We start from the raw sequence: 23,176 nt of genomic DNA on the forward strand, positions 1-23,176 counted from the left end.
AGCAAAAGATCGCAGCCTCCGGCAGCTCCTACAGGGGGATGAATTGCGTCCTGTAGGAGCTGCCGAAGGCTGCGATCTTTTATGAAGTGTTACTCCAGCGCCGCCGCCGGCCCGAAGAACTCGTAACGGCTTTGCTTCTCTGGCACACCCAAGGCTTTGAGGTGACGCTTGATCGCCGCCATGAAGCCTTTAGGCCCCAGGAAGTAAGCATCCACATCGCGCTCTGCCGGCAACCATTCGCCCAATTGCTCCTGGCTCAACAGACCAACCTTGTGCGCCGCCGGGCTGACACCGTCATCTTCGGCATAACAGTAGAAGCGCTTGAGTTGCGGGTGACGCTCGGCCAAGCCGTCGATCCAGTCGCGGAAGGCGTGAACGCTGCCGTTGCGGGCGCAGTGGATAAAGTGCACCGGGCGCTCGGTTTCCAGCGCCGCTTCGAGCATCGCCAAGGTCGGGGTGATGCCGACGCCGCCACTGATCAGCACCAGCGGTTTTTCGCTGGCGGTCAGGGTGAACTCGCCCGATGGCGGAAACAGCTGGATGCTCGAACCTACGTGCAACTCGTCGTGCAGGTGATTGGAGGCGCGACCGCCCGCTTCACGTTTGACGCTGATGCGGTACTGGCCCTTGTTGGCCAAGGCCGACAGCGAGTAGTTACGACGAATTTCTTCGCCATCGAGGATCAGTTTCATGCCGATGTACTGGCCTGGCTCTGCCGCCAGAATTGGACCTTTGTCAGCCGGTTCGAAGTAGAACGAGGTGATTTCCGCGCTTTCCTCGACCTTGGCCGCGACGATGAATTCCCGCGCCCCGCGCCAGCCGCCGGGTGCTTGTTCTTTCTGGTCGTAGATGCTTTTTTCGGCGCCGATCAGAATGTCCGCCAGTTGACCATAAGCTGCACCCCACGCCACGATGACTTCCGGGGTGGCGATTTCTTCGCCCAACACTTCGGCGATGGCACGCAGCAGGCAAGTGCCGACAATCGGGTAGTGCTCCGGCAGAATCTGCAGGGCGACGTGTTTGTTGATGATCTTGGCCACCAGGTCGCCCAACTGGTCGAGCTGGTCGATGTGGCGCGCATACATCAGTACGCCGTTGGCCAGGGCACGTGGTTGGTCACCCGTGGCCTGGTGAGCCTGGTTGAACAGCGGGCGAACTTGCGGATACTCGGAGAGCATCATGCGGTAGAAGTGAGTGATCAGGGCTTCGCCACCGCTTTCCAGCAGCGGCACAGTGGATTTGACGATGGCACGGTCTTGGACGCTAAGCATAAAGTGACTCCTGAGCAACGAGGGTTTCTTAACTATTGCCCTATGCTTATCAGGTTCCGTGCCAGTTTTAATATTCTTATAAATCAATAACCTAAAACACAGATAGTCATATCGACACAGGCTGCTTTATAGTCACACCGACTACATGGAGTCACTATGACTGCAAAATCCCTGCTCACCGCTCTGTTGCCACTGGTCTCCGACCTGTCCCGCGAACTCCCTGAAGGCGAGCGCTACCGCCGTCTGCTGGAAGCCATGCGCGCCCTGCTCCCCTGCGATGCCGCCGCCCTGCTGCGCCTCGACGGCGAATGGCTGGTGCCGCTGGCCGTCGACGGGTTGAGTACCGACACCCTCGGACGACGTTTCAAGGTCAGTGAACACCCGCGTTTTGAAGCGTTGCTCAGCAGCACCGGCCCGACCCGGTTCGCCGCCGACAGTGACATGCCCGATCCTTATGACGGCTTGGTCGATGGCCTGGATGACCATCTGGAAGTCCACGACTGCATGGGTTGCCCTCTGTTTATAGATGAGCGTCCATGGGGCCTTTTAACCCTCGATGCCCTGGATCCGGAGCAGTTTGAACCGATCGAACTGGATGCCCTGGAAGCCTTCGCCAGCCTCGCCGCCGCCACTGTTAATGCCGCCGAGCGCATCGAACGCCTGAACAATCGCGTCGAAGACGAGCATCAGCGTGCCGAGGTCTACCGCCAGGCCAGCGGTCAGCAGAACCGCGAAATGATCGGCCAGAGCAAGGCGCACAAACGCCTGGTGGAAGAAGTCAATCTGGTGGGCGGCAGCGACCTGACCGTGTTGATCACCGGGGAAACCGGGGTCGGCAAGGAACTGGTGGCCCAGGCCATCCACGCCGCTTCGCCCCGCGCCGACAAGCCGATCATCAGCCTCAATTGCGCCGCGTTGCCGGACACGCTGGTGGAGAGCGAGCTATTCGGTCATGTGCGCGGCGCCTTCACCGGGGCGATGAATGATCGACGCGGCAAGTTTGAGCTGGCCAATGGCGGCACGCTGTTTCTCGATGAAGTGGGTGAACTGTCGCTGACCGTGCAGGCCAAATTGTTGCGTGTCCTGCAGAGCGGCCAACTGCAGCGCCTGGGTTCGGACAAGGAGCATCAGGTGGACGTAAGACTGATCGCCGCGACCAACCGAGACCTGGCCGAGGAAGTGCGCAGCGGCCGCTACCGTGCTGACTTTTATCACCGCCTCAGCGTTTATCCGTTATTGGTGCCGGCCCTGCGTGATCGAGGGCGGGATGTGCTGTTGCTCAGCGGCTACTTTCTGGAGCAGAACCGTTCGCGCATGGGCCTCAACAGCCTGCGCCTGAACGCCGACGCCCAGGCTGCGCTGTTGAGTTACGACTGGCCCGGCAACGTCCGGGAACTGGAACACTTGATCGGCCGCAGCGCCCTCAAGGCACTGGGCAATTGCAAGGAACGCCCGAAGATTCTCAGCTTGAGTGCCGCCGACCTCGATCTGCCCAATGGCAGCATCGAAGTCACCGCCGAACAACCGGCCGCCACCGCAATGGCATTGGTAACAGGTGATTTGCGCGAGGCGACCGAAAACTATCAGCGCCACTTGATCGGTGCGTGCCTGGAACGGCACCACAACAACTGGGCGAGCGCGGCCCGTGAGCTAGGCTTGGATCGGGCGAATCTTGGGCGGATGGCCAAGCGGTTGGGCATGAAGTAAGAAAAGATCGCAGCCTTCGGCAGCTCCTACAGGTTCGGTTGTCGATGGGTAATTGACCTAAAGCCTGCCCCCGACAAGTCGATAACCCGGCATTGATAGCTGTTGGCGATCCTTGCGGTCGACCATCACCTTTTTCCATAGAAGGTTTTTATGTCCTCCACCAAAGCCCGCGCAGATTCACTTTCGCTTCTGCTGTTCACCTTGCGCAGTGGCAAGTTGATGGCGATCAACCTGCTCAAGGTCAGTGAAATCATCCCCTGCCCGCCGCTGACCAAACTCCCGGAGTCGCACCCTCACGTCAAAGGCATCGCCACGTTGCGCGGAACCTCCTTGTCGGTGATCGACCTCAGCCGCGCCATCGGCGAGCGTCCTCTGGAAGACCCGAACGGTGGCTGCCTGATCGTCACCGATGTCAGTCGCTCCAAGCAGGGCTTGCACGTTCAAGCGGTAAGCAAGATCGTCCACTGCCTGACCACCGACATCCGCCCGCCGCCCTTCGGCTCGGGCGGCGGGCGCTCGTACATCACCGGCGTGACGTCGGTCGATGGCACGCTGGTGCAAGTGCTGGACATCGAAAAAGTCATCCACGGCATCGCCCCGGCGCAGATTGAAACGGCCCCGACCGAACTCAGCATGGAAGATGCCGAAATACTGGGCAGCGCGCGAATTCTGGTGGTCGATGACAGCCAGGTCGCCCTGCAACAATCGGTGCACACCCTGCGCAATCTCGGCCTGCAATGCCACACCGCGCGCAGCGCCAAGGAAGCCATCGATTGCTTGCTGGATCTGCAAGGCACGGCCCAGCAGATCAACCTGATCGTCTCCGACATCGAAATGTCCGAGATGGATGGCTACGCCTTCACTCGTACCCTGCGTGAAACCCCGGACTTCGCGCACCTCTATGTGTTGCTGCACACCTCTCTGGACAGCGCAATGAACAGCGAAAAGGCCCGCCTGGCCGGCGCGAACGCGGTGCTGACCAAATTCTCTTCGCCCGAGCTGACCCAGTGCCTGATCACAGCAGCCAAGGCTGTTACCGAACAAGGTTACTGAGTTTTGGCCGCGGACTTTTGCTTTCTGATGCGGCGCAACCTGGCTGAGGTTGTGCCGCCAATCACTTGGCCAACCGGCATTCAATTGTCCGAATACCGACCTGAACTTGCGGCTTCGGTGCACCACCTGATGGAAATGGGTTACCGGGAGGGCGGCGGTCGGGTATCGGAGCTGGATGTCTGGCAGCAGCGTTTTGAAACCGATCCGGAGTACGATCCTGGCCTGTGCTTCATCGCCCTGGATGCCGAAGGCATCGTTGCCGTGTGTCAGTGCTGGACCAGTGCCTACATCAAGAACCTGGTGGTGCATCCTCGCGCCCAAGGGCAAGGCCTGGGACGCGCGCTGCTGTTGAATGCATTCAAGGTGTTTCAACAACGCCGGGAAGGATTTGTGGATTTGAAGGTGCTGGAGGACAACGAGCGGGCGCGGCGATTGTATGAAAGTGTCGGGATGTATGCAGTCCGCCGGGAGCTGGTTCCGACCCGCTAAAAGATCGCAGTCTTCGGCAGCTCCTGCGTTGGAATGCATTCTCCTGTAGGCGCTACCGAAGGATGCGATCTTGGCGATGGCCCTCAGAAAATATCCCCTGAGGCATACTCCAACCTTGGCCATTACCCTCCAAGGATGCCTGATCAATGAAAGCCGCAACCCTTACCTTCCTTTGCCTCATCGCCCCCCTGGCCCACGCCTCCAGCCCCGACGCCTGGGCGGCCTACGACAAAACCGTGCTCGCCAGTTGCACCAAGGCCAGTGGCCTGAAGAATGTGAAACCCGTTGGCGACGCCGCTCAGTTCGATGACCGGGTCGGTTACACCGCACTCCTGCTGCAAGGGCAGTACCCGCAAAAACACATGAAAGGCCAGCAAGGCACCGAGCTGTGCCTCTACAACAAGAAAAGCAAAACCGCTTTTATCACCGAGTGGGACTCCATCCGCCCAACTGCCAAGGCGCAATGACTGGCGCATAAGTTGCTTCAACAGCCACCTTCGCGGTGGAATTCTGTCGCCGTTTAATGCCTTTGAAAGCGACTGACTGCTCAATGAATACAAGGTTTTCCTGCGTTGGCTGTGGCAAATGCTGCAATGATCACCATGTGCCCCTGACCCTGCCTGAAGTCCGGATGTGGGCGGCCGATGGTGGCCAGGTGATCGTGCTGGTGGAGGGTTTTCTGGGCACCGGACTGGGGCTGCCGGCACAACAACGAGAACATGCGCTACGCCGTTCGGCGCGGGTTCGCAGCGCCAATGCGGATGCCTACGTCGCTATCACCTTTGCCGCCTACAACGTCGGTGCCTGTCGGAATCTTGACGAAGACAACCTCTGCCGCATCTACGAACGCCGCCCCCTGGTGTGCCGCATTTACCCGATGGAAATCAATCCGCACATCCCCCTCAACCCGGACATCAAGGAATGCCCGTCCGAGTCGTGGGAAAAAGGACCGGAGCTGATTGTTGGCGGCGAGCTAGTGGACCGGGAACTGTCGGAGCTGATCCAGCGCTCGCGTCAAGCGGATCGCGATGATATTCAAGCGAAGGTGGCGATTTGCGCGTCGCTGGGGATTAGGACGACGGCGCTGAAGGGCGATGGGTTTACCGCTTATCTGCCGGATATGAGCAAGTTTGCCAAGATCATCGACGACTTGGCCGGGCAGCCATTACCGCAGTGGGACAACGAATGGCTGTTCCATGTCTCGGGTGGCGATATCGCTGGGCAATTACTGGCAGCCGGCGCGCAAGTGGCGACGGATGTGCCGGTGAACTACGCGTTTATTTCGTTGCGGGCGGTTTGAGCCCGAGGGATTTATCGCCTGTGATGGCTTCATCGCGGGCAAGCCCGGCTCCTACAAGGGTTCGTCGGTGAGCACAGATGTTGTGTACAACCACGATCCCCTGTGGGAGCGGGCTTGCCCGCGATGACGGCAGCACCATCACCGCACAATTTGAACTTTAGCGCTTACCCATCGAACGACGAGTCCCCGGAGGCGCCATACCCGGGGTCTTGGTGTGGCCGTTCTTGGCGCCGTTCTTGTACCACGGCTGATTGGAGTTCTTGCCAGCGGCCAGTTCGCCCGGTTTGAACGGGAACTTGAATGCCGGGATTTCGGCTTTGGTTTCGCTGTCGGCGCTGGAGTCGACGCTGTCTGGCAGCTCTGCCTGCTCGTCGCTCAAGGTGTCGGCGACCGGCGGTTGTTTCGGGGAAGTCATGAAAGCTCCGGGTGATACGTAAAGTGTCGGGCCCGGTCAGCGAGCCACGAAAGGCGGACAGTATAGCGGAACGGCAGCTACAAGCTTCAAGCAGCAAGCTTCTGGTTAAAAGCGATGAGGGACGGCTTTTAACTTGCAGCTTGCCGCTTGAAGCTAGTAGCTTGCTAAGCAATCTCCACCGCCCGACGAGCCCTGCCTCCCATGAAAAAGACTGTCCTCGCCTTCAGCCGCGTCACGCCTGAAATGGTCGAACGCCTGCAACAAGACTTCGACGTCATCGTGCCGAATCCGAAAAACGGTGACATCAGCGCCCAGTTCAACGAAGCCTTGCCCCACGCGCACGGCTTGATCGGCGTCGGCCGCAAACTCGGCCGTGCGCAACTGGAGAACGCATCCAATCTGGAAGTGGTGTCGAGCGTTTCGGTGGGCTACGACAACTATGACGTCGCGTACCTCAGTGAACGCGGAATCATGCTGACCAACACGCCCGATGTGCTCACCGAAAGCACCGCCGACCTGGCCTTCGCCTTGCTGATGAGCAGCGCCCGACGTGTGGCCGAACTCGACGCCTGGACCAAGGCTGGTCAATGGCAAGCCACCGTCGGTGCGCCTTTGTTCGGTAGCGATGTACACGGCAAAACCCTGGGCATCGTCGGCATGGGCAACATCGGCGCGGCTATCGCCCGTCGTGGTCGCCTGGGTTTCAACATGCCGATCATCTACAGCGGCAACAGCCGCAAGACTGCACTGGAACAGGAGTTGGGCGCGCAGTTCCGCAGCCTGGATCAACTGTTGGCCGAAGCCGATTTCGTCTGCCTGGTGGTGCCACTCAGCGAAAAAACCAAACACCTGATCAGCCATCGCGAACTGGCGTTGATGAAGCCCAGTGCCATTCTGGTGAACATTGCCCGAGGCCCGGTGGTAGACGAACCAGCGCTGATCGAAGCACTGCAAAACAACCGAATTCGCGGCGCTGGCCTGGACGTTTACGAAAAGGAACCGCTGGCCGAGTCTCCATTGTTCCAACTGAAAAACGCCGTGACCTTGCCACACATCGGTTCGGCCACCCATGAAACTCGCGACGCAATGGCAAACCGTGCCCTTGCCAACTTGCGAAGTGCCTTGCTGGGTCAACGACCGCAGGATCTGGTCAATCCGCAAGTCTGGAAAGGCTAAAATAAAAACGGGCAGGCGTTATATACGCCTGCCCGTTAACCAAGAATCCATCCTTACCAAATTTTATATATCCCCTACATACCTTGCAACTCAGTTCAGCACCTGACAAACAACCCGCGATATAAACTCTCCAGACTAATCACTCCGATATTAATCGGCTTTGGAGAACAACACGTTGAACAAACTTACTACCAGCCAGGCCATCAAGATCAGTAAGGCCAGCATAATGTTGTTTATCAGTTTCTTCGGCATATTGATGATGTACAGCAACGTTACCGATTACGCTACCAACTATGAGTATCTGGCTCACATCCTGAGCATGGACACGACACGCGACGGTCATAAATACGCTCATCGCGCAATCAACTCGCCAATGATGCATCATCGCATCTACTGGCTCATCATTACACTTGAAGTCATGTTTACAGTATTTTGCACAATGGGAACCATCCAACTATTCAAGAACATGAACACTAACGCGACAGCGTTCCACGAAGCCAAAAAATTCGCGATCATTGGATTATTGATTGCGCTATTTCTCTATTACGTCTGCTTTCAAGTTATCGGGATTGAATGGTTCAACATGGACGAATCGCTACAGTGGAGTTACAAGGATTGGGCCAGACATATAGTTGGCTTCATATTGCCTGCACTGATATATCTGGCGATCAGGATCGAAAACTGAAGGCGAACACTTTCGACCCTGACGCGGTTTCAAGCCAGCTTGCCAGTACCTGCCACTATGGGTGCCTTGGGCTTACGAAACACCAGCACGTTCCCCATCATCACCAGTACCAGCCCCACCAGCGCCGGAGCAGTCCACTGATAGCCCTCGGCAAACGCCGACACATTGAGCGCCACCACCGGGAACAACACGGTGCAGTAGGCGGCACGCTCCGGCCCCATGCGCCCGACGAGGGTCAGGTAGGCGGTAAAACCGATGACTGAGCCCGGGATGACCAGATACAGCAGTGAGCCGATGTAGCGGGCATTCCATTCCATGTCGAACGGAATCCCTTTGACCAGGCACCACACCGACAGCATTGCCGCGCCGTAGGCCATGCCCCAGGCGTTGGTCGTCAGCGGCTTAAGCCCGGCTTTCTGTTGCAGGCTCGAGAGCATGTTGCCCGCCGAGAAACACAAGGTGCCGAGCAACGCCAGGCCCAGACCGAGCAGGGTTTCCGGGCTGGCCGTGTGGCCCGCGAGTTCAGGCCAGAACAGCAGACCCAAGCCCGACAGGCCCAACGCGCCGCCCATTAGCACATTGCGGGCGATTTTCTGGCCGAAGAATACCCGCGCATTGAGCGCGTTCCACAGGGTCGCGGTGGAAAACACCACGGCCACCAAACCACTGGGAATCCACTGGCTGGCCGTCAGGAAGCACATGAAGTTGATGCAGAACAGGCACAAACCCTGCGCCAGGCAGATCAGATGCCCACGGCGGTTCATCACTTGCAGCTTGCGGCTGAGCAGCAACATCACGAACAGCACCAGCGCGGCGAGGCCGAAGCGATAAACGATCGACACGGGAATCGCCACCACGCCCAGTTGCCATTTCAGGGCGATCCAGGTGGTACCCCAGATCAGCACGGTCAGCAGGTACAAAGAAAGGTTCATGGCATGGGCTCCCAAAATGAGGCATGGCAGATTGCTTTTGTGGCGAGCGAGCTTGCTTGCGTTGGGCTGCGCTGCGGCCCTTTTGTGAGCGCTACGCACTCAAGCGGGAGCAAGCTCCCTCGCCACAAAGCCCTGCCTGGTCGAGGATCCAGTGTGCTGCGCCAAACGCGCACGCACTTGCATAAACTTGCGCTTTTGTCAGGCGACGGGCTGGCACGCAGAGGTCTACGGAGTAGGATGCAAGGCGTTGGATGCAGGTGTTAGAGAGCAACAATCATGGCCGCACTGGAAACGCTACAAGTCTTTCAAGCACTTAACCGCTCGCCCAATGCTCGCCTCGAGCACAGCGCCGAGCTTGGTGACGGCTTGTCCGCAGCTTTGTGGAGCAACCATCACGACGCGCAGGATTACGAAGCGCCAAGCCACCATACCCTGTCCTGCTACATCGCCGGCGGCACCGGGACTTTCCGTCGCGACCAGCCCGGCAACAAGGGCGGCCCGGACAAACTGTGCATCCTGCCGGCCGACCATCAGTCCGGCTGGGTGATCAACGGCGACATTCGCCTGGCGCACCTGTATTTCAGCCCCGAACAATTTGCCCTTGGCTGCGTCACGCTGCTCGATCGCGAACCACGAGAAGTGCAGCTACGTGAGCAAACCTTTCTGGATGACCCGCAGCAAGCATCACGCTTCAGGCAGTTGATCAGCCTCAACTGGGACGAGCCGGGTGAGCGTGTGCTGACCAGCAGCCTGGCCCATGAGATGCTCAGCCATGCCTTGCTGAGTCAGGTCAGCAGCCGTCAGGGCCTGCGCCTAAAGGGTGGCCTGGCCGCGCATCAACGAAGGCTGTTGGTGGAGTACATCGACAGCCAATTGGCTGAGGCCATCAGCTTGGGACAATTGGCGGCGTTGTGTTCACTGTCGGAATACCACTTCGCGCGGATGTTCCGGGAGAGCTTCGGCTTGCCGCCGCATCAGTATGTATTGGCGCGGCGTCTGAGCCGGGCGCGGGAGTTGTTGCGCTCGACATCGCAGCCGTTGGGAGAGATTGCGCTGGCCTGCGGGTTTGCCAGTGCCAGTCACTTTACCAATCGGTTCCGGCAGGCGTTGGGTGGGACGCCGGGGGAATATCGGCAGGCGTTTTTGCGCTAGCGCTGAGATTTTCAGTGCCTGCAAGGCCGCCATCGCTGGCAAGCCAGCTCCCACAGGTTTTTGTGTCGACGCAAACCCTGTGGGAGCTGGCTTGCCAGCGATGAACGATGACGCGGTTTAAAGTCAAAACTCCAACGTGCTGGACAACGTCACCTGCCGCGAATCCCCCATCGACACAAAGAACCGGCTCGCCGCCGAGGTGTAGTACGTGCGGTCGAACAGGTTCTTCACATTGAGTTGGAACTTGACCCGCTGCCCGTCGAGTTGAGTGTCGTACGTGGCGAACGCATCGGCGACGGTGTAGCTCGGCAGCTCGAAATCGTTCACCGCATTACCCGCCCGCTCCCCGACATAACGCGCGCCCGCGCCGACCCGCAACTGATCGCCACCGATGACCGAGCCGAAGTCGTACACCACCGACAATGAGCCGCTGTTCTTCGCAACGTTTTGCAGTTTCTTGCCTTTGTAGTCCGGGTCTTCTGTCACTTCGGCATCGGTATAGGCGTAGCTGCCGATCATGCTCCAGCGCTCGCTGAGCTGGCCGCTCAAATCCAGTTCCAGACCTCGGGAGCGCACCTCGCCCGCGGCACTGTAGAGCGTCACCGGGCCTTCCGAATTAGCTACCAACACGTTGCGTTTCTTGATGTCGAACAAGGCGACGTTGCCGGTGACGCGACCCGGCATATCGAGCCTGGCGCCGACTTCCCAGGACTTGGCTTCTTCCGGCGCAACGCTGCCGTCGAGCACCGTGCTGCTGCCACTCAATGGCGCGATGGTCGAGTTGGGTTTGAACGATTCGGTGTAGCTGCCGTAGAACGACAACTCATCGGTGTAGCGATAAACGAGCCCCGCGCGCGGCACCCATTTCTGGCCGTTGCTGTCGGTGTTGGCCTTGAACGGCACACCTTTACCCGCGTACTGGTCGTACTCCTGGAAACGTCCACCGGCCACCAGGATCCATTGGTCGGTGAGATGGATCGAGTCCTGCAGAAAGACCGAATCGCTACGCAGTTTGTCAGTCTGCGCGCTGTCGGCCGGGCTGACCGTGGTGCCGGCGACTTCACGGCCATACACCGGATTGAGATAACTGAACGTGGTCAGGCTTTTCTGGCGGATCAGGTCTTCGCGGTAAATCTTGCGGTACTCGTCATCGATGCCGAACACAACGTCATGGCGCATGCCCGCGACATCGACGTTGCCTTCAAGGCTGGCCGTGGTGAAGCGGTCGGTGCTGAGCGCATTCTGGGTGCCGTCCATGCTGCGGGTCAGGGTGCCTTTATTGGTGTCGATGGCTGTCACGCGCACTTGGCTGGCGTCGTAGGTTTCGCGGTTCCAGCTGTAGCCGAAGTGCGCATTCCAGTTGTCGTTGAGTTGGTGATCGGCTTCGAAGTGATACAGGTCGGAACGCCCTTCCATGTTGTTGAAGGGTTCGTCGAGCCGGCGATCGCGGGGGATGTCCAGCGGATGATTGTCGCGCGGGTCTATCACCGTGCCACGGTCGAACGGGGTCAGGAATTCACGGTGCTCATAGGCGAATAACAGCTTGGTGTTTTCGCCGAACCAAGCCAACGACGGCGCCACCAAAGTCTCGCGATGCACACCGTAGTTACGCCAGTAATCTTCGTCTTCGTGGTCCAGCACCATGCGATAGGCCAGCCCGGATTCCCCCAATGCGCCGGTGCTGTCGAAGGTGCCCCCGCTGCCATTCTTGCCTTCGCCATAGGTCGAGCCGCGCACGGTCAACGCGTTGTATTGCTCAAGCTCAGGCTTCTTGCTGACCATATTGACCACGCCGCCCGGGTCCTGAATCCCGTAGAGCAACGAGGCCGGGCCCTTGAGCACTTCGACCCGGTCCACCGTGGCGTTCATGCCACGGCCCTGCACGATCGGCATACCGTCGCGCATGATCGAACCGTTGCGATTGTCGCCGAAGCCGCGGGTCATCACCGAATCCTGAGTGCTGCCCAGTGTGTTGCCTTGGGTGATGCCACTGACGTTGGCCAGCGCATCGTCGAGGTTGCGCGGCGTCTGATCGCGGATGACCTGGGCCGGGACAATGTTGACGGTCTGCGGAATTTCCTGAAGCGATGCCGAAGTGCGCATCACCGAACTGGTGTCGGGCGGCTGGTAGCTCGTCGACTGATCCATCACTGAAGTAATGGTGGTCGCGCCCAGGTTCAAGGCGCCTTCGGTGGGCAGCGGTTCCAGCACCAACGTGTGGCCGTCGGTACGACGGAAGGTGAAACCTGAACCGGCGAGCAAACGCTGCATCGCCTGTTCGGCGCTGAACTGCCCGCTGACGGCCGGGGCAGTGATGCCGTAAGGCGCTTCATCGGTGTAGACCACGCTGATGCCGGTGATGCGGCTGAAGTCACTCAGGGCCTGGGGCAGCGGTTTGGCAGCCATCGAAAAGCTGAACTGTGTGCGTTCCTGGGCACTGGTTTCTGCCGCCATCGCCACATTCAGCGGCAGCAACGCCAACGCCGAGAAGCTCAACGCAGAAACACCCAACCATTGTTTGACCGAACCCGATTTTGCCCTGGACTTCATCACTCATGACCTGTGTAGAACCGCAACGGATGCGAATGACTCGCAGTTTCAGTCACTACACGGATGGCGCCCGGTTTTACCTCAGCAGAAAGTTGAAAATATTTTGGGAGGATCAAAAGATCGCAGCCTTCGGCAGCTTCTACAGGGGACGTGATCCATGTAGGAGCTGCCGAAGGCTGCGATCTTTTGATTTTGCCTCAGCGCAGAATAATCAGACGCCCCAACACCTGATGCTGTTCAAACCCCAATACCCCCTGCAAAGAATTCAGCACCGCTTGCGGGTCCTTGCTCGGAAAGCTGCCGCTGACCCGGCGCTGGGCCAGTTCATCGTCAAGCAACACGATCCGCCCCGGGTGATAGCGGCGTAAATCCTCCACCACATCGGCCAGTGTCGCCTTGTAGTAATTGAGCCACCCTTGACGCCATGCCAACTGCGCTTCGCTGTCCACCGCGTGAAGCTTTTCCGCTGAGCCTTCGCCGTACGCCACTTGCTGGCCAGCGGTGAGAATTTGCTGCTCGGCATTCTTGCCAGCCGTTACGCCAACCCGACCAGACAACACCGTGACCTGCGCCCCATGGGGCCGCAGGCGCACCTCAAACTGCGTGCCCAACACCCGCGCCTGGCCGTTCTCGGCATCCACCACAAACGGCTCGCCAGTATGGGTCACGCTGAAAAATCCGGCACCGCGACGCACCTGCACATGCCGCTCACCACGACTGAAATCCACGGCAATTGCACTATCGGCATCAAGAGTAACTTGCGACTGATCGGCCAAAATGACGGTGCGGATTTCCCCCGGCGCCGACACATAATCGGCGCCCAGATCGTCGATCCAGCGCGATGGCTGCCAACCGCTGCCGAGGCTGACCATCAGCAGCAAACACGCAGCCATAACCAGCGCTGCGGACCAACGCCGGACACTGCCGCGGCGTGAGCGGTTCATCGCATTGAGGTAACCCTGCAGAGCCAATGCGTCTTCATCGGCGAGCGTGCGCGCCGGCCCTTCGCTCAATTCCCATAGCACCTGCGCACGGGCATACGCCTCGGCATGGGCCGGGTCAGCCTGCAACCACTGGCTGAACGTGGCCTGATCGCCGCTGCTCGGCTGGTCATGCAAGAGACTCAGCCAGGCCAGCGCAGCCTGCTCCTGAGCCGGCGTCGGGGTGACGCGTTCCAAGTTGTTCACAGTGCTTTCCCTGGCATGCGCGGGTCGGGTTCCCGCAGGCTGGCCTTGCAGGCCTCGAGCGCGCGCATCATATGTTTTTCCACGGCACTTTGTGACAGGTCCATGGCCTTGGCGATTTCAGCGTATTTGCGGCCATGGATGCGATTGAGCAAAAAGATCTGCCGCGTGCGCTCGGGCAATGCACGCAATGCCGCTTCGACATGACGTAAATCGTTGCCCGCCTCCAACGCCGCTTGCGGTTCGCCGCCCACGCTGTCCGACGGCTCCGCCATCAAGCCTTCGTTGGCGCGGACCCGCGTGCCTTCACTGCGTAAATGATCGATCGCGATGTTGCCGGCGCAGCGCAACAGGTAGGTGCTGAGCTCTTCGACCTGCACCAGCGGCCGTCGCCAGAAACGCAGGAACAAGTCCTGCACCAGGTCCGCGGCGGTCGCCCGGCACCCCACGCGGCGACTCACCAGCGCTTCCATTTGCGACCGCTGCGAGAGGAACACTTGGAGAAAATGCGCACGGTCGCCGCGCGGTTCATCGCGCTCACCTTCACAGGGCTCTTTTTCACAGAGTCGGGGCGGACGACTGATCATCGATTCAAAACTGCGCCAACGCGGCAATCGGGCTGGCCACCAGGCTCAACCCGGCCAGCGACAACGCCAGACGCGGGCGATAGGGCATCAGCAACACCAGAAGCAAGGCGCTGAGCATCAACACCGCGCACCACTCCACCAGTCCCAGCCCCCAACCGGTGCTCGACACTGCCGCCCACAACGACAAGGCAAGCAGCAACCAGCCCGCGAGCTTCAGCCATGGGCGCAGGCGCGGTGAAAGTTTGCGCCCCAGCAGATCAGCATGATGTCGATCCATGGATAAGCAGAGCGCAGTGAACGCGCCGTAGCAGAGCAAACAGGCGAGCAGCATTCAGTTCGCCTCCTGCTCTGGGATGACGGCGCGCGCACGTTGCTGGCCGGTGAGTTCAGGCTGTCCGGCGCGCTGCATTTTCCACGCCGCCCAACCGAGGAACAGACCGCTTCCCAGGCACGCCAGATCGAAACCGGCCATGGCCCAATCGCCCTGGACCAGCGTCACGCCCAAGTGATACGGCGTGGTCACGGCGTTCAACAACGGCACCGCAGCAAACAGCAACGCCGCCAGCGCCAGTTGCTCCACCCACGCGGTACGACCGCGCCGGAGCATGGCATGCAGCAGGCACAGGCCCCAGACGATAAAGAAGCTGTTGACCTCCCAATCCGCCCGGCCGTCCAGGTCGACCGGCAGCAAACGGTTAGCCCAGAAGAACACCGCCACCGCGACCACCAGACCCGACATGCTGGCGATGTTCAGCACTTCCACCAATCGCAGTTCGAACGGCATCACGCCGCTCTTGGCGTGCTTGAGTTGACGCTTGCCGAGCCAGATCACCAGCCCGGTGCCGATCATCGCCGTGCTCGCCAGCCCGCAAATAAAGTACAGCCAGCGCAACACCGGCCCGGCGAAATGGCCCATGTGCAAGCCGTAGAAACTGCCGGCAATCGCCATCGGTAACGCTTGTTCAGGTGTCGCACCCAGCAATTGACCAGTCACACCGTTGAAGGTCACGGCGCTACCAAGGTCGTGAACCACGCGATCCGCGCCATCGCGGGCCAGCACCACCGTGGCATTCGCATCGCCCGGATTGTTCACGGTCAATCGTCCGACTCGCCCGCCCGACCACTGCTCGCGAGCCTTTTCCAGCAACGGCGCCAATGGCAACAACGGCGCAACGTCGCCGGAGGCTTTTGCGGTATTGCCCGCGGGAAACACCTCGCTGAAGAACGCCTGCGCATCACCTTTGTACGAGGCCAGGATGCTTGCCGGCATGACCATGGACATGAAAATCACGAGGCTGCTATAGGTGATCATCAGGTGAAACGGCAGCACCAGCACGCCTACCGCGTTGTGCCCGTCGAGCCAGGAGCGCTGGCCCTTGCGTGGACGGAAGGTGAAAAAGTCCTTGAAGATTTTCTTATGGGTGATGATCCCGCTGATCAGCGCGACGAACATCACCATGGCTGCGATAGTCGACAGCCAGCGGCCCCACGGATAAGGCATTTGCAGCTGAAAGTGGAAGCGGTAGAAGAACTCGCCGCCGCGCGTATCCCTGCCGTGCACTTCACTGCCGGTTTGTGGGTCGAGGAGTTTTTCCGTGAGCTGGCCGCGCTCGCCGGGTTTGGCCGGGGTTTGCTGCCAGCGCACCGAAAGACCGGGCTCACGGGAGTCGGGCAAATCGATGATCCAGCGCGAGGCATTTGGGGCGTTTTGCTGGAGATAGCCTTGAGCCAGCGTCAGGCTGGCTTCGGAAGTCACCGAACGCGCAGGGATTTCCGGCTGCATCCAGTGATTGGTCTCGTCCTTGAAATAGGCGAGCGTGCCAGTCAGAAAAATCGCAAACAGCAACCAGCCGAAGGTCAAACCGGCCCAGGTGTGCAACCAGGCCATCGCCTGGCGAAAGCCCTCTTTCATGACCGTTCCATCCAGTACGCCAGCCCCGCTGCCGCCGTCAATACCAGGCTCGTCGCGATCAACCCGAACCAGGCCCGCCAAGCCGTGCGACAGGCGAAACACCAGATCACCGCCACCAGATAGACCAAGAACGAGCTCATCATTCCGGTCACTACCGCTTCGGTGCGGGCCATGGGTACCCAAAGCGTCAGGCAAACGCTGGCCAACGCCGTCACGAAGTACCCGCCGAACACAGCCGCCAGCACCCGCGAAGTGACCGCCAGTCGATAGGAAACGGGGAGCGTGGCGCTTTTGGCTTTCATGTCGCGACCTTGAAACCGGGTGAGGCCGCATGAACGTCACGGGCCAGCAAGGCGCAATATTAATGATAAATATTCTCATACGCAAAAGAAGCGGATGATTGATCGCTAAATCAGTGGTGAGGGAGCTCGCTCCCGCTGGGGGTGCGAGCGCCCCCCAAAAACATCCAGCGCGTTGTGTCAGGTAAATCTGATTAGCCGGGCTTGCGACTGCTGCGCAGTCGAGCGGGAGCAAGCTCCCTCAGGGGTATCAACGAACTTCAGAAACAAAACGGGCCTGCAATGCAGGCCCGTTTGAGTGGGAAGGTAAAAAGTGAATCAGGCTTCAGCCGTTTTGCGCAGCCTGTTCGTTTTCAAGAAACTCTTCTTCCAGTAGCACATCGGCATGAGCCCTGCGCTCGAACGGCACCACGGCGGCGCGTGGTTTGCCTCGCAATTTGCCGAACAGATGTTCCAGCGCATGCTCGAGTTTCTCGGCGGCTCCATCGATCGCCAGTTCCAGGCTGGCGGCTTTATGGGTGACAGAAATCGGTTGGTGGCCTTTTGGCCGCGCTTCCAGTTGGCAGCGCAAATCGTGGGGACCGGGCTTGTCGCCGTTCTCGTCCCTCAGGTGTACCTCGACACGAGTCAGGTCTTCTTCGTATCGTTCGAGCGTGCTCTCAATGGTAGTACGTACCCACTCCTCCAGTCGGATGCTGCTTTGAATATGGTTATCGCTATTGACTTGGATTTGCATAGTTCATCCCTTATTTCAGCTAGCTCGCGAGAGGCCGGTCAGCTAAGCCCTTGGGCGTCATCACCGTGACCTCTTGTTTACACAATCGGTCTGTACGCTGAACAATTCAACCCCTAAAAAAAGATAAATTTGTAATCGCAAAAAAAGCCGGACAACCGGCAAAAGCGCTGTTAAGGTCGGGAGTTGAGTCGCCCAGCTTCTCTGTCACAAATTCTCACATCTGCTGGTCCGCCAGCGGGTGCAAGCCACGAAAAATCCCCGCTTCTTCCACCAGCCAGTCATGCACCGCACGCACGCCCGGATGGCTCAGCGCACCCGGCGCATAAAGCACCATGTAGCGCTTGTGATTGGGTACCGCCAAACCAAACGGCACGATCAACGCCCCGCGCTCCAGCTCATCGTTGAGCAGCGTTCGCCGCGCAATCGCCACGCCCATCCCGGCGATGGCCGCTTCGATGGTCAAGTGATTGCGATTGAAGGTGTGTCCACGCCGAACATCCGCGCCTTCGAAGCCGATGGCATTCAGATAGAACTCCCATTCCGCGTATTCGTAACTGCCGCGCCAGGCGGTGATGTCGTGCAGCAGCGGGAAATGCATCAGGTCCGCCGGCCCATGCAAGGGCGGACGACCGCGCAACAGCCCCGGCGCACACACTGGGAAAATCTGCTCGTCGAGCAAGGCTGTGGATAACAATCCGGGGTAGCTGCCGTCGTTCAGGTCGATGGCCAGATCGAAGTCGCCCTCGTGCAACGGCACGCTGCTGTCCTCGGCCACCAGGCGCAGTTGAATGTCCGGGAAACGCTGCTGCAAACGCGGCAGGCGCGGAGTCAGCCACTTGCTCAGGAACGACGGAATCGACCGCACCCGCAACGTGCCGCTGATCATGCCGGCATCCAGCCGGCGCAACTCCGCATCGATGCTGCCATAGGCCTCGTTGACGGTAACGGCCAACCGCTGGCCTTCGGCACTCAGCTCCACTCCCCGCGCCCGCCGATGAAACAAGCGAAAACCCAAGCGCTCTTCCAGTTGGCGGATCTGCTGGCTGACCGCTCCGGGCGTGATGTGCAGCTCTTCAGCGCAACGGGTGAACGACAAGTGCCGCGCGGCGCAGGAAAACACCTGCAGCCACACATAAGTCTGGGCGTGCAATTGACGGCTCATCGTTTAGTCCTGCTAAAGGCTGTCTTAGGAAGTTTCGTTGGTCACGTAGGACCGAGAGAGGCAGTATCGCTGAAAGTGCGCTTGTCCTACAGAAATGGCAGCGATTTATCTTCCATTGCAGGAATAGGCTTTAGCATGGCTATCAGTGTTTTCGATCTCTTCAAAGTCGGCATCGGTCCATCCAGCTCCCATACAGTTGGTCCGATGCGTGCCGCTGCGACCTTCGCCCAAGCGCTGGTTGACCAGCGGTTGGTCATTGACGTTCGACGAGTAGAAATCCGCCTCTACGGCTCCCTGTCGGCCACGGGTGTCGGTCACGCCACCGACCGCGCCTGTGTCATGGGCTTGATGGGCGAATGGCCGGATCGTATCGATCCAAGCACCATCGACAGCCGTATCCAAACCCTGCGTGAAACCGGTGAACTGTCTCTGGCAGGCCAAGTAACCATTGCCTTCAACTGGTCGCGCGATCTCCTGCTGCTCGACGAGAGTTTGCCCTACCACCCCAACGCCATGTCCCTGACGGCCTTTGGCGAAACCGGCGAACTGTTCGAGCAGACGTACTACTCGGTCGGCGGGGGTTTCATCATCGAAGCCGCCGAGGCCGAATCCGGTGTTGCACCCGCCAGCGACGTTGTGCTGCCGTACGATTTTTCCAGCGCCGCCGAACTCCTCAAGCTCTGCAATCAGCACGGACTACGGGTTTCCGAACTGATGATGGCCAACGAACGGGCCTGGCGCAGTGACGAAGAAATCCGCCAGGGCCTGCTGAACATCTGGTCGGTAATGCGCGAATGCGTCGAGCAAGGACTGGAACACGAAGGGATCTTGCCCGGCGGTCTGAATGTGCCGCGCCGCGCGGCGAAATTGCACCGCAGCCTGTTGGAAATCGGCAAGCCGAACGTCATCACATCGACCCTGTCGGCCATGGAGTGGGTGAACTTGTTCGCCCTCGCCGTCAACGAAGAAAACGCCGCCGGCGGGCGCATGGTGACGGCACCGACCAACGGCGCGGCAGGGATCATTCCGGCGGTGCTGCACTACTACATGAAATTCAACCCGGACGCGTCGGACGATGACGTCGTGGCGTTCTTCCTCGGCGCGGCAGCCGTCGGCATTCTCTGTAAGAAAAATGCTTCGATCTCCGGTGCTGAAGTCGGCTGCCAGGGCGAGGTTGGCTCGGCCTGCGCCATGGCCGCCGCCGGATTGGCCGATGTGCTCGGCGCAACGCCGGAGCAGTTGGAGAACGCCGCTGAAATCGGACTTGAACACAACCTCGGCCTGACCTGCGACCCTGTCGGCGGCCTGGTGCAAGTGCCCTGCATCGAGCGCAACGCGATTGCCGCCGTGAAGGCGATCAATGCCACGCAAATGGCCCTGCGTGGCGACGGCAAACACTTTATTTCGCTGGATCGGGTGATCCGCACCATGCGCGATACCGGCGACGACATGCACGACAAATATAAGGAAACGTCACGGGGCGGCCTGGCAGTGAACTGGGTGGAGTGCTGATCGCTTAGGAGGCACGGCCAAGCGAATTGCCCTGGAACGGGCAAAAAACTGTAGGAGCCGGCTTGCTGGCGATAGCGGTTCATCGGTCGCCATTTGTGGCGGTTGTTAGCACGCTATCGCCAGCAAGCCGGCTCCTACAGGGTAAGCGCACGCGAATCCGATATAGCGCCCACGTTATTTTCACGCCCTTGATTGTCCGACAATCTTTCCGGCATGCCCCTTGCTACACCTCCTGCAGGGGCTGCCGCAGGCTGCGGCAGCCCCTGCAGGAAATCGATTGCGCAAAAACGATGATGGCGATGTGGCCAGGAAAAGGCCGATGGTCTGGAGTTGCGAACTAATCCCGATCACGGCCGTCAACAACTGCACGTTCAATCAGGCGGTGACGCATCATGGACAACCCTTTTCAGCTCATTACCGATGCTTTTGCAGCGGATTATCAGATCAACCTGAGCATTCAGGGTCTGGATGGCAGCATCATGCTGACCCTTTCCAACAGTGGCCGCGTAGTAGCCAAGCGGATGATCAGCAGCGAACAACGTAATGACCCCGAGCGCCTCAAACGTCTGGTGCAAAGCATTCAGTTCGGCATTGCCATCGAACAGGGCCACAGCGCCGTGGCCATCCTTGAAGCCATGACCGATGGCAGCACCCGCAACCTGCCGCCACCTGTCAAAGGCCGGCCACGACCGGCCATGGGGCTTTAAAGCTCGCCCTTCTCCACTTCCGGATGTTCACCTGAACCCGCGCCAGTCTTACGGTGCGGGTGTTCGATCTTCACCGAGGGGAATTGCGACGAGGCGTAACGCACCACCAGGATTGCAAACGCCAACAGCAAGATTCCGCCGCACAGGTAGATGATCCCCAAGTCAGGCGGATTGTGGTGCGATACGTTGGAGATCAGCAGGCGTGTCAGCGCGGTGATCGCTACGTAGATCAGGAACCGCACCGGCATGTGGTTGGTCTTGAAATAAATCCCGACCATCGCACCCAGTTCCAGGTAGATGAACAGCAACAAGATGTCATCGATCTTGATGTGTCCCTGTTCGAGCATCCCGAGAAACTCCATCACCGCCGCCCATGCGGTCACCGCACCAATGGCGAAGAGCGCCAGGTAGTGGAAGGTTTCGACGAACAGGTTGCCGAGGGATTCAGCCAGCTCATGCACGTTCTGCCGCAGCTTTTCGGCCCAGTTGATTTTCACGATGATGCTTCCTTAGGTCGGCTCGACCGGATAATGCAGGGTGGACGTGACGATTGTTCTGCATGCAGAAACAAGGCCACGCCATGATGGCGAGCCGCCGTAAAATGCGCTCCGTGGCGTTTGGTCGCACCCGAGCGAACCTGCTCGCGATGGATTCACCTGACAAACCCTGAATCCGGTCTACATTAAAAAGCCACTACCCAAACCCCGAGGATTCGCTTATCCTTTTCGCTGTATATAAATACAGTAGTCGAAAACGACAACCAAATGTGAAGGCATGTGAGGTGGTGAATGGCCGTCGAAGTGGTATACCGCAGCAGCCGAGATCTGGAGCGCTTGTTCATGGATAAAGCCGAAGCTGACCGTCATGACAAAATGCTCGAACTGGCCGAGTTGCTGGCTGAAGTGTTGCAAAAAGCCGTTCCGTCCCTGACCGAGCAGCAAGTGGAAGAAGCCGGGATCTACATGGCGAAAAACCGTGATGTGTTTGCCAAGGCATTCAAGAGCCAGCCGGACGCCTTGTCCGAATTGCTCGCCGCCCCTGTTGAGGTCGCGGAGCCGGTTGCAGTAGCCGCACCTGTGGAAGAGGCAAACGTTGAGCCAGTTGCTCCGGCCAAGCCTGCGAAGGCCGCCAAAGCAGCAAAGTAGGCAACGCCCGAATTGAATAGGCCCTGAGTCCATTGGACTCAGGGCCTTTTTCATTTATGGAATTCACAAGATCCCAGCCTCTGTAGGAGCTGCCGCAGGCTGCGATCTTTTGATCTCGCTATCGGTACAACACTTTCTCCGCCAACTCATCCGCCACCCGCGCCGGCGACCGTTTTTCCGCCTGGGCGTGGGCGAAAACCTCGGTGAGTCGCGAACTGATTTTCGACAGGTGCGCGGTGATAGTCCCCAGCTCTTCGCCCCGGTGCTTGAGCGAAACGTAGATCAACCCGCCGGCATTGATCACGTAGTCCGGCGCATAAAGGATGCCCCGCCGTTCCAACTGATCGGCAACGTCCAGATGAGTCAGCTGATTGTTCGCCGAACCGGCCACTGCCGAGCAGCGCAGTTGCGTCACGCTGTGGCTGTTCAGCACCCCGCCCAGACCGCATGGCGCGAGAATGTCACAAGGCGTGCTGAGCAGAGCGTCGTTGGCAATCGGGTGCGCGCCGAGTTGCTCCATCGCCAATTGCACCTTGCCGTGATCGATATCGCTGACCAGCAGTTCAGCGCCCGCGGCGTGCAACTGTTCGGCCAAGGCAAAACCGACATTGCCCAGGCCCTGGATGGCCACACGCAAGCCTTCGAGGTTATCGCTGCCCAGTCGCGCCATCGCCGTGGCGCGAATGCCGGTGAACACGCCCATCGCCGCATGCGGCGCAGGGTCGCCCGCCGAGGTGGTGCTGGTGACGTGTTGGGTCTGTTGGGCGATGCAATCCATGTCCGCCACCGAGGTGCCACTGTCGATAGCGGTGATGTAGCGCCCGTCGAGCTGATTGATGCAGCGCCCGAAGGCTTCGAACAACGCAGCACGATTGGCCACGTGAACGGGTCGAACAATCACCGCCACACCGCCACCCTGGGCCAGACCGGCCAGTGCCGCCTTGTAACTCATGCCTTGGGCAAGGCGCACTGCATCCTCGACCGCGGACTCGTCGCTGGGATAGGCAAGGTAACGACACCCGCCCAGGGCAGGCCCCAAACGGCTGTTATGAATGGCAATGACCGCCTTCAACCCGGTGACCGGGTCGACGCTCAGATGCAGCGATTCAAGGCGAGTGCTTTGCATGAGAGCGAACATCGTAAGGCTCCCGAATCACTTCTTGTAGTCGCCAGTATAGGCTTGCGCCCGAAAATTGCAGAAG

The 23,176-nt window shown here is 59.5% G+C and carries 23 protein-coding genes and 1 pseudogene; 11 read left to right on the top strand and 13 right to left on the bottom strand.

Annotated features, from left to right (window positions below; all coding sequences use genetic code 11):
- Positions 1 to 89 precede the first annotated feature (89 nt).
- Positions 90 to 1,271, bottom strand: coding sequence for an NO-inducible flavohemoprotein (gene hmpA, locus KGB21_RS12240; protein ID WP_223505245.1), 1,182 nt, complete (start codon positions 1,269 to 1,271; stop codon positions 90 to 92).
- 156 nt (positions 1,272 to 1,427) lie between these two features.
- On the opposite strand from hmpA, the gene norR reads away from it, so the two are divergent.
- The 5 genes from norR to KGB21_RS12265 all read left to right on the top strand — a co-directional run bounded on the left by norR (position 1,428) and on the right by KGB21_RS12265 (position 5,820).
- A complete protein-coding gene (gene norR, locus KGB21_RS12245; protein WP_223505246.1) occupies positions 1,428 to 2,978 on the top strand; it encodes a nitric oxide reductase transcriptional regulator NorR in 1,551 nt (516 codons plus the stop codon).
- A gap of 150 nt (positions 2,979 to 3,128) precedes the next feature.
- Positions 3,129 to 4,031: a chemotaxis protein CheV gene (locus KGB21_RS12250; RefSeq protein ID WP_034147031.1), complete on the top strand. Its 903-nt coding sequence runs from the start codon at positions 3,129 to 3,131 to the stop codon at positions 4,029 to 4,031.
- A gap of 27 nt (positions 4,032 to 4,058) precedes the next feature.
- Positions 4,059 to 4,520, top strand: coding sequence for a GNAT family N-acetyltransferase (locus KGB21_RS12255; RefSeq protein WP_223505247.1), 462 nt, complete (start codon positions 4,059 to 4,061; stop codon positions 4,518 to 4,520).
- 146 nt (positions 4,521 to 4,666) lie between these two features.
- Entirely contained in the window at positions 4,667 to 4,987 is a 321-nt protein-coding gene (locus KGB21_RS12260) for a hypothetical protein (protein ID WP_034147032.1), read from the top strand.
- Between the two features lie 83 nt (positions 4,988 to 5,070).
- On the top strand, positions 5,071 to 5,820 hold the full coding sequence (locus tag KGB21_RS12265) for a YkgJ family cysteine cluster protein (protein ID WP_034147033.1): 750 nt from the start codon (positions 5,071 to 5,073) through the stop codon (positions 5,818 to 5,820).
- A gap of 157 nt (positions 5,821 to 5,977) precedes the next feature.
- Here the strand turns inward: KGB21_RS12265 and KGB21_RS12270 are convergent, their stop codons facing one another.
- Positions 5,978 to 6,235: a hypothetical protein gene (locus tag KGB21_RS12270; RefSeq protein ID WP_034147034.1), complete on the bottom strand. Its 258-nt coding sequence runs from the start codon at positions 6,233 to 6,235 to the stop codon at positions 5,978 to 5,980.
- Between the two features lie 201 nt (positions 6,236 to 6,436).
- Between KGB21_RS12270 and KGB21_RS12275 the strand changes: the two genes are divergently transcribed.
- On the top strand, positions 6,437 to 7,411 hold the full coding sequence (locus KGB21_RS12275) for a 2-hydroxyacid dehydrogenase (RefSeq protein WP_034147035.1): 975 nt from the start codon (positions 6,437 to 6,439) through the stop codon (positions 7,409 to 7,411).
- 175 nt (positions 7,412 to 7,586) lie between these two features.
- Positions 7,587 to 8,096 carry a DUF2165 domain-containing protein gene (locus KGB21_RS12280; protein ID WP_223505248.1) on the top strand — a complete coding sequence of 170 codons (510 nt, stop codon included), beginning with the start codon at positions 7,587 to 7,589 and terminating at the stop codon, positions 8,094 to 8,096.
- Positions 8,097 to 8,125: 29 nt separating this feature from the next.
- Here the strand turns inward: KGB21_RS12280 and KGB21_RS12285 are convergent, their stop codons facing one another.
- Entirely contained in the window at positions 8,126 to 9,028 is a 903-nt protein-coding gene (locus KGB21_RS12285) for a DMT family transporter (RefSeq protein WP_223505249.1), read from the bottom strand.
- Positions 9,029 to 9,304: 276 nt separating this feature from the next.
- Here KGB21_RS12285 and KGB21_RS12290 point away from each other — a divergent pair, with 276 nt between their 5' ends.
- The gene (locus KGB21_RS12290; protein ID WP_034147038.1) at positions 9,305 to 10,180 is read left to right on the top strand and encodes a helix-turn-helix domain-containing protein; all 876 of its coding nucleotides are present in this window, start codon (positions 9,305 to 9,307) and stop codon (positions 10,178 to 10,180) included.
- Between the two features lie 123 nt (positions 10,181 to 10,303).
- On the opposite strand, the gene KGB21_RS12295 is transcribed toward KGB21_RS12290, so the two are convergent.
- The 8 genes from KGB21_RS12295 to KGB21_RS12330 form a co-directional block, all read right to left on the bottom strand.
- The gene (locus KGB21_RS12295; protein WP_223505250.1) at positions 10,304 to 12,730 is read right to left on the bottom strand and encodes a TonB-dependent siderophore receptor; all 2,427 of its coding nucleotides are present in this window, start codon (positions 12,728 to 12,730) and stop codon (positions 10,304 to 10,306) included.
- A 197-nt stretch (positions 12,731 to 12,927) separates the two neighbouring features.
- A complete protein-coding gene (locus tag KGB21_RS12300) occupies positions 12,928 to 13,917 on the bottom strand; it encodes a FecR family protein (RefSeq protein WP_034147040.1) in 990 nt (329 codons plus the stop codon).
- Entirely contained in the window at positions 13,914 to 14,501 is a 588-nt protein-coding gene (locus KGB21_RS12305) for an RNA polymerase sigma factor (RefSeq protein ID WP_223505251.1), read from the bottom strand. The genes KGB21_RS12300 and KGB21_RS12305 overlap by 4 nt, the downstream gene beginning before the upstream one ends.
- 4 nt (positions 14,502 to 14,505) lie before the next feature.
- Positions 14,506 to 14,832 carry a DUF3325 domain-containing protein gene (locus tag KGB21_RS12310; protein ID WP_034147041.1) on the bottom strand — a complete coding sequence of 109 codons (327 nt, stop codon included), beginning with the start codon at positions 14,830 to 14,832 and terminating at the stop codon, positions 14,506 to 14,508.
- Positions 14,833 to 16,413 carry a PepSY-associated TM helix domain-containing protein gene (locus tag KGB21_RS12315; protein ID WP_034147042.1) on the bottom strand — a complete coding sequence of 527 codons (1,581 nt, stop codon included), beginning with the start codon at positions 16,411 to 16,413 and terminating at the stop codon, positions 14,833 to 14,835.
- Positions 16,410 to 16,715: a hypothetical protein gene (locus KGB21_RS12320; protein WP_034147043.1), complete on the bottom strand. Its 306-nt coding sequence runs from the start codon at positions 16,713 to 16,715 to the stop codon at positions 16,410 to 16,412. Before KGB21_RS12320 ends, KGB21_RS12315 begins: the two co-directional genes overlap by 4 nt.
- Before the next feature lie 322 nt (positions 16,716 to 17,037).
- Positions 17,038 to 17,448 carry an HPF/RaiA family ribosome-associated protein gene (locus KGB21_RS12325; RefSeq protein ID WP_034147044.1) on the bottom strand — a complete coding sequence of 137 codons (411 nt, stop codon included), beginning with the start codon at positions 17,446 to 17,448 and terminating at the stop codon, positions 17,038 to 17,040.
- A 214-nt stretch (positions 17,449 to 17,662) separates the two neighbouring features.
- Positions 17,663 to 18,610: a LysR substrate-binding domain-containing protein gene (locus KGB21_RS12330; RefSeq protein ID WP_034147045.1), complete on the bottom strand. Its 948-nt coding sequence runs from the start codon at positions 18,608 to 18,610 to the stop codon at positions 17,663 to 17,665.
- Between the two features lie 135 nt (positions 18,611 to 18,745).
- On the opposite strand from KGB21_RS12330, the gene KGB21_RS12335 reads away from it, so the two are divergent.
- Positions 18,746 to 20,122 (top strand): L-serine ammonia-lyase, encoded by a 1,377-nt coding sequence (locus KGB21_RS12335; RefSeq protein ID WP_223505252.1) that lies wholly within the window; start codon positions 18,746 to 18,748, stop codon positions 20,120 to 20,122.
- A gap of 392 nt (positions 20,123 to 20,514) precedes the next feature.
- Complete coding sequence (locus KGB21_RS12340; RefSeq protein WP_034147047.1) at positions 20,515 to 20,829, top strand: DUF3509 domain-containing protein; 315 nt, start codon at positions 20,515 to 20,517, stop codon at positions 20,827 to 20,829.
- On the opposite strand, the gene KGB21_RS12345 is transcribed toward KGB21_RS12340, so the two are convergent.
- Positions 20,826 to 21,326 carry a phosphate-starvation-inducible protein PsiE gene (locus tag KGB21_RS12345; protein ID WP_008054441.1) on the bottom strand — a complete coding sequence of 167 codons (501 nt, stop codon included), beginning with the start codon at positions 21,324 to 21,326 and terminating at the stop codon, positions 20,826 to 20,828. The genes KGB21_RS12340 and KGB21_RS12345 overlap by 4 nt on opposite strands.
- A gap of 291 nt (positions 21,327 to 21,617) precedes the next feature.
- Here KGB21_RS12345 and KGB21_RS12350 point away from each other — a divergent pair.
- Positions 21,618 to 21,857, top strand: a pseudogene (locus tag KGB21_RS12350) (YebG family protein); the annotation flags it as partial.
- A 235-nt stretch (positions 21,858 to 22,092) separates the two neighbouring features.
- Here the strand turns inward: KGB21_RS12350 and KGB21_RS12355 are convergent.
- On the bottom strand, positions 22,093 to 23,112 hold the full coding sequence (locus KGB21_RS12355; RefSeq protein ID WP_034147049.1) for a Glu/Leu/Phe/Val dehydrogenase family protein: 1,020 nt from the start codon (positions 23,110 to 23,112) through the stop codon (positions 22,093 to 22,095).
- Positions 23,113 to 23,176: the final 64 nt, after the last annotated feature.

This window comes from Pseudomonas sp. GL-RE-29 (assembly GCF_019947275.1).
Taxonomy (GTDB): Bacteria; Pseudomonadota; Gammaproteobacteria; order Pseudomonadales; family Pseudomonadaceae; genus Aquipseudomonas; species Aquipseudomonas fluorescens_A.

What these genes read in the sequence shown, in the direction of transcription:
- hmpA (WP_223505245.1), bottom strand. Translation starts at nt 1,271, where the DNA reads ATGCTTAGCGTCCAAGACCGTGCCATCGTCAAATCCACTGTGCCGCTG.
- norR (WP_223505246.1), top strand. Translation starts at nt 1,428, where the DNA reads ATGACTGCAAAATCCCTGCTCACCGCTCTGTTGCCACTGGTCTCCGAC.
- KGB21_RS12250 (WP_034147031.1), top strand. Translation starts at nt 3,129, where the DNA reads ATGTCCTCCACCAAAGCCCGCGCAGATTCACTTTCGCTTCTGCTGTTC.
- KGB21_RS12255 (WP_223505247.1), top strand. Translation starts at nt 4,059, where the DNA reads ATGCGGCGCAACCTGGCTGAGGTTGTGCCGCCAATCACTTGGCCAACC.
- KGB21_RS12260 (WP_034147032.1), top strand. Translation starts at nt 4,667, where the DNA reads ATGAAAGCCGCAACCCTTACCTTCCTTTGCCTCATCGCCCCCCTGGCC.
- KGB21_RS12265 (WP_034147033.1), top strand. Translation starts at nt 5,071, where the DNA reads ATGAATACAAGGTTTTCCTGCGTTGGCTGTGGCAAATGCTGCAATGAT.
- KGB21_RS12270 (WP_034147034.1), bottom strand. Translation starts at nt 6,235, where the DNA reads ATGACTTCCCCGAAACAACCGCCGGTCGCCGACACCTTGAGCGACGAG.
- KGB21_RS12275 (WP_034147035.1), top strand. Translation starts at nt 6,437, where the DNA reads ATGAAAAAGACTGTCCTCGCCTTCAGCCGCGTCACGCCTGAAATGGTC.
- KGB21_RS12285 (WP_223505249.1), bottom strand. Translation starts at nt 9,028, where the DNA reads ATGAACCTTTCTTTGTACCTGCTGACCGTGCTGATCTGGGGTACCACC.
- KGB21_RS12290 (WP_034147038.1), top strand. Translation starts at nt 9,305, where the DNA reads ATGGCCGCACTGGAAACGCTACAAGTCTTTCAAGCACTTAACCGCTCG.
- KGB21_RS12295 (WP_223505250.1), bottom strand. Translation starts at nt 12,730, where the DNA reads ATGAAGTCCAGGGCAAAATCGGGTTCGGTCAAACAATGGTTGGGTGTT.
- KGB21_RS12305 (WP_223505251.1), bottom strand. Translation starts at nt 14,501, where the DNA reads ATGATCAGTCGTCCGCCCCGACTCTGTGAAAAAGAGCCCTGTGAAGGT.
- KGB21_RS12310 (WP_034147041.1), bottom strand. Translation starts at nt 14,832, where the DNA reads ATGCTGCTCGCCTGTTTGCTCTGCTACGGCGCGTTCACTGCGCTCTGC.
- KGB21_RS12315 (WP_034147042.1), bottom strand. Translation starts at nt 16,413, where the DNA reads ATGAAAGAGGGCTTTCGCCAGGCGATGGCCTGGTTGCACACCTGGGCC.
- KGB21_RS12320 (WP_034147043.1), bottom strand. Translation starts at nt 16,715, where the DNA reads ATGAAAGCCAAAAGCGCCACGCTCCCCGTTTCCTATCGACTGGCGGTC.
- KGB21_RS12325 (WP_034147044.1), bottom strand. Translation starts at nt 17,448, where the DNA reads ATGCAAATCCAAGTCAATAGCGATAACCATATTCAAAGCAGCATCCGA.
- KGB21_RS12330 (WP_034147045.1), bottom strand. Translation starts at nt 18,610, where the DNA reads ATGAGCCGTCAATTGCACGCCCAGACTTATGTGTGGCTGCAGGTGTTT.
- KGB21_RS12335 (WP_223505252.1), top strand. Translation starts at nt 18,746, where the DNA reads ATGGCTATCAGTGTTTTCGATCTCTTCAAAGTCGGCATCGGTCCATCC.
- KGB21_RS12340 (WP_034147047.1), top strand. Translation starts at nt 20,515, where the DNA reads ATGGACAACCCTTTTCAGCTCATTACCGATGCTTTTGCAGCGGATTAT.
- KGB21_RS12355 (WP_034147049.1), bottom strand. Translation starts at nt 23,112, where the DNA reads ATGTTCGCTCTCATGCAAAGCACTCGCCTTGAATCGCTGCATCTGAGC.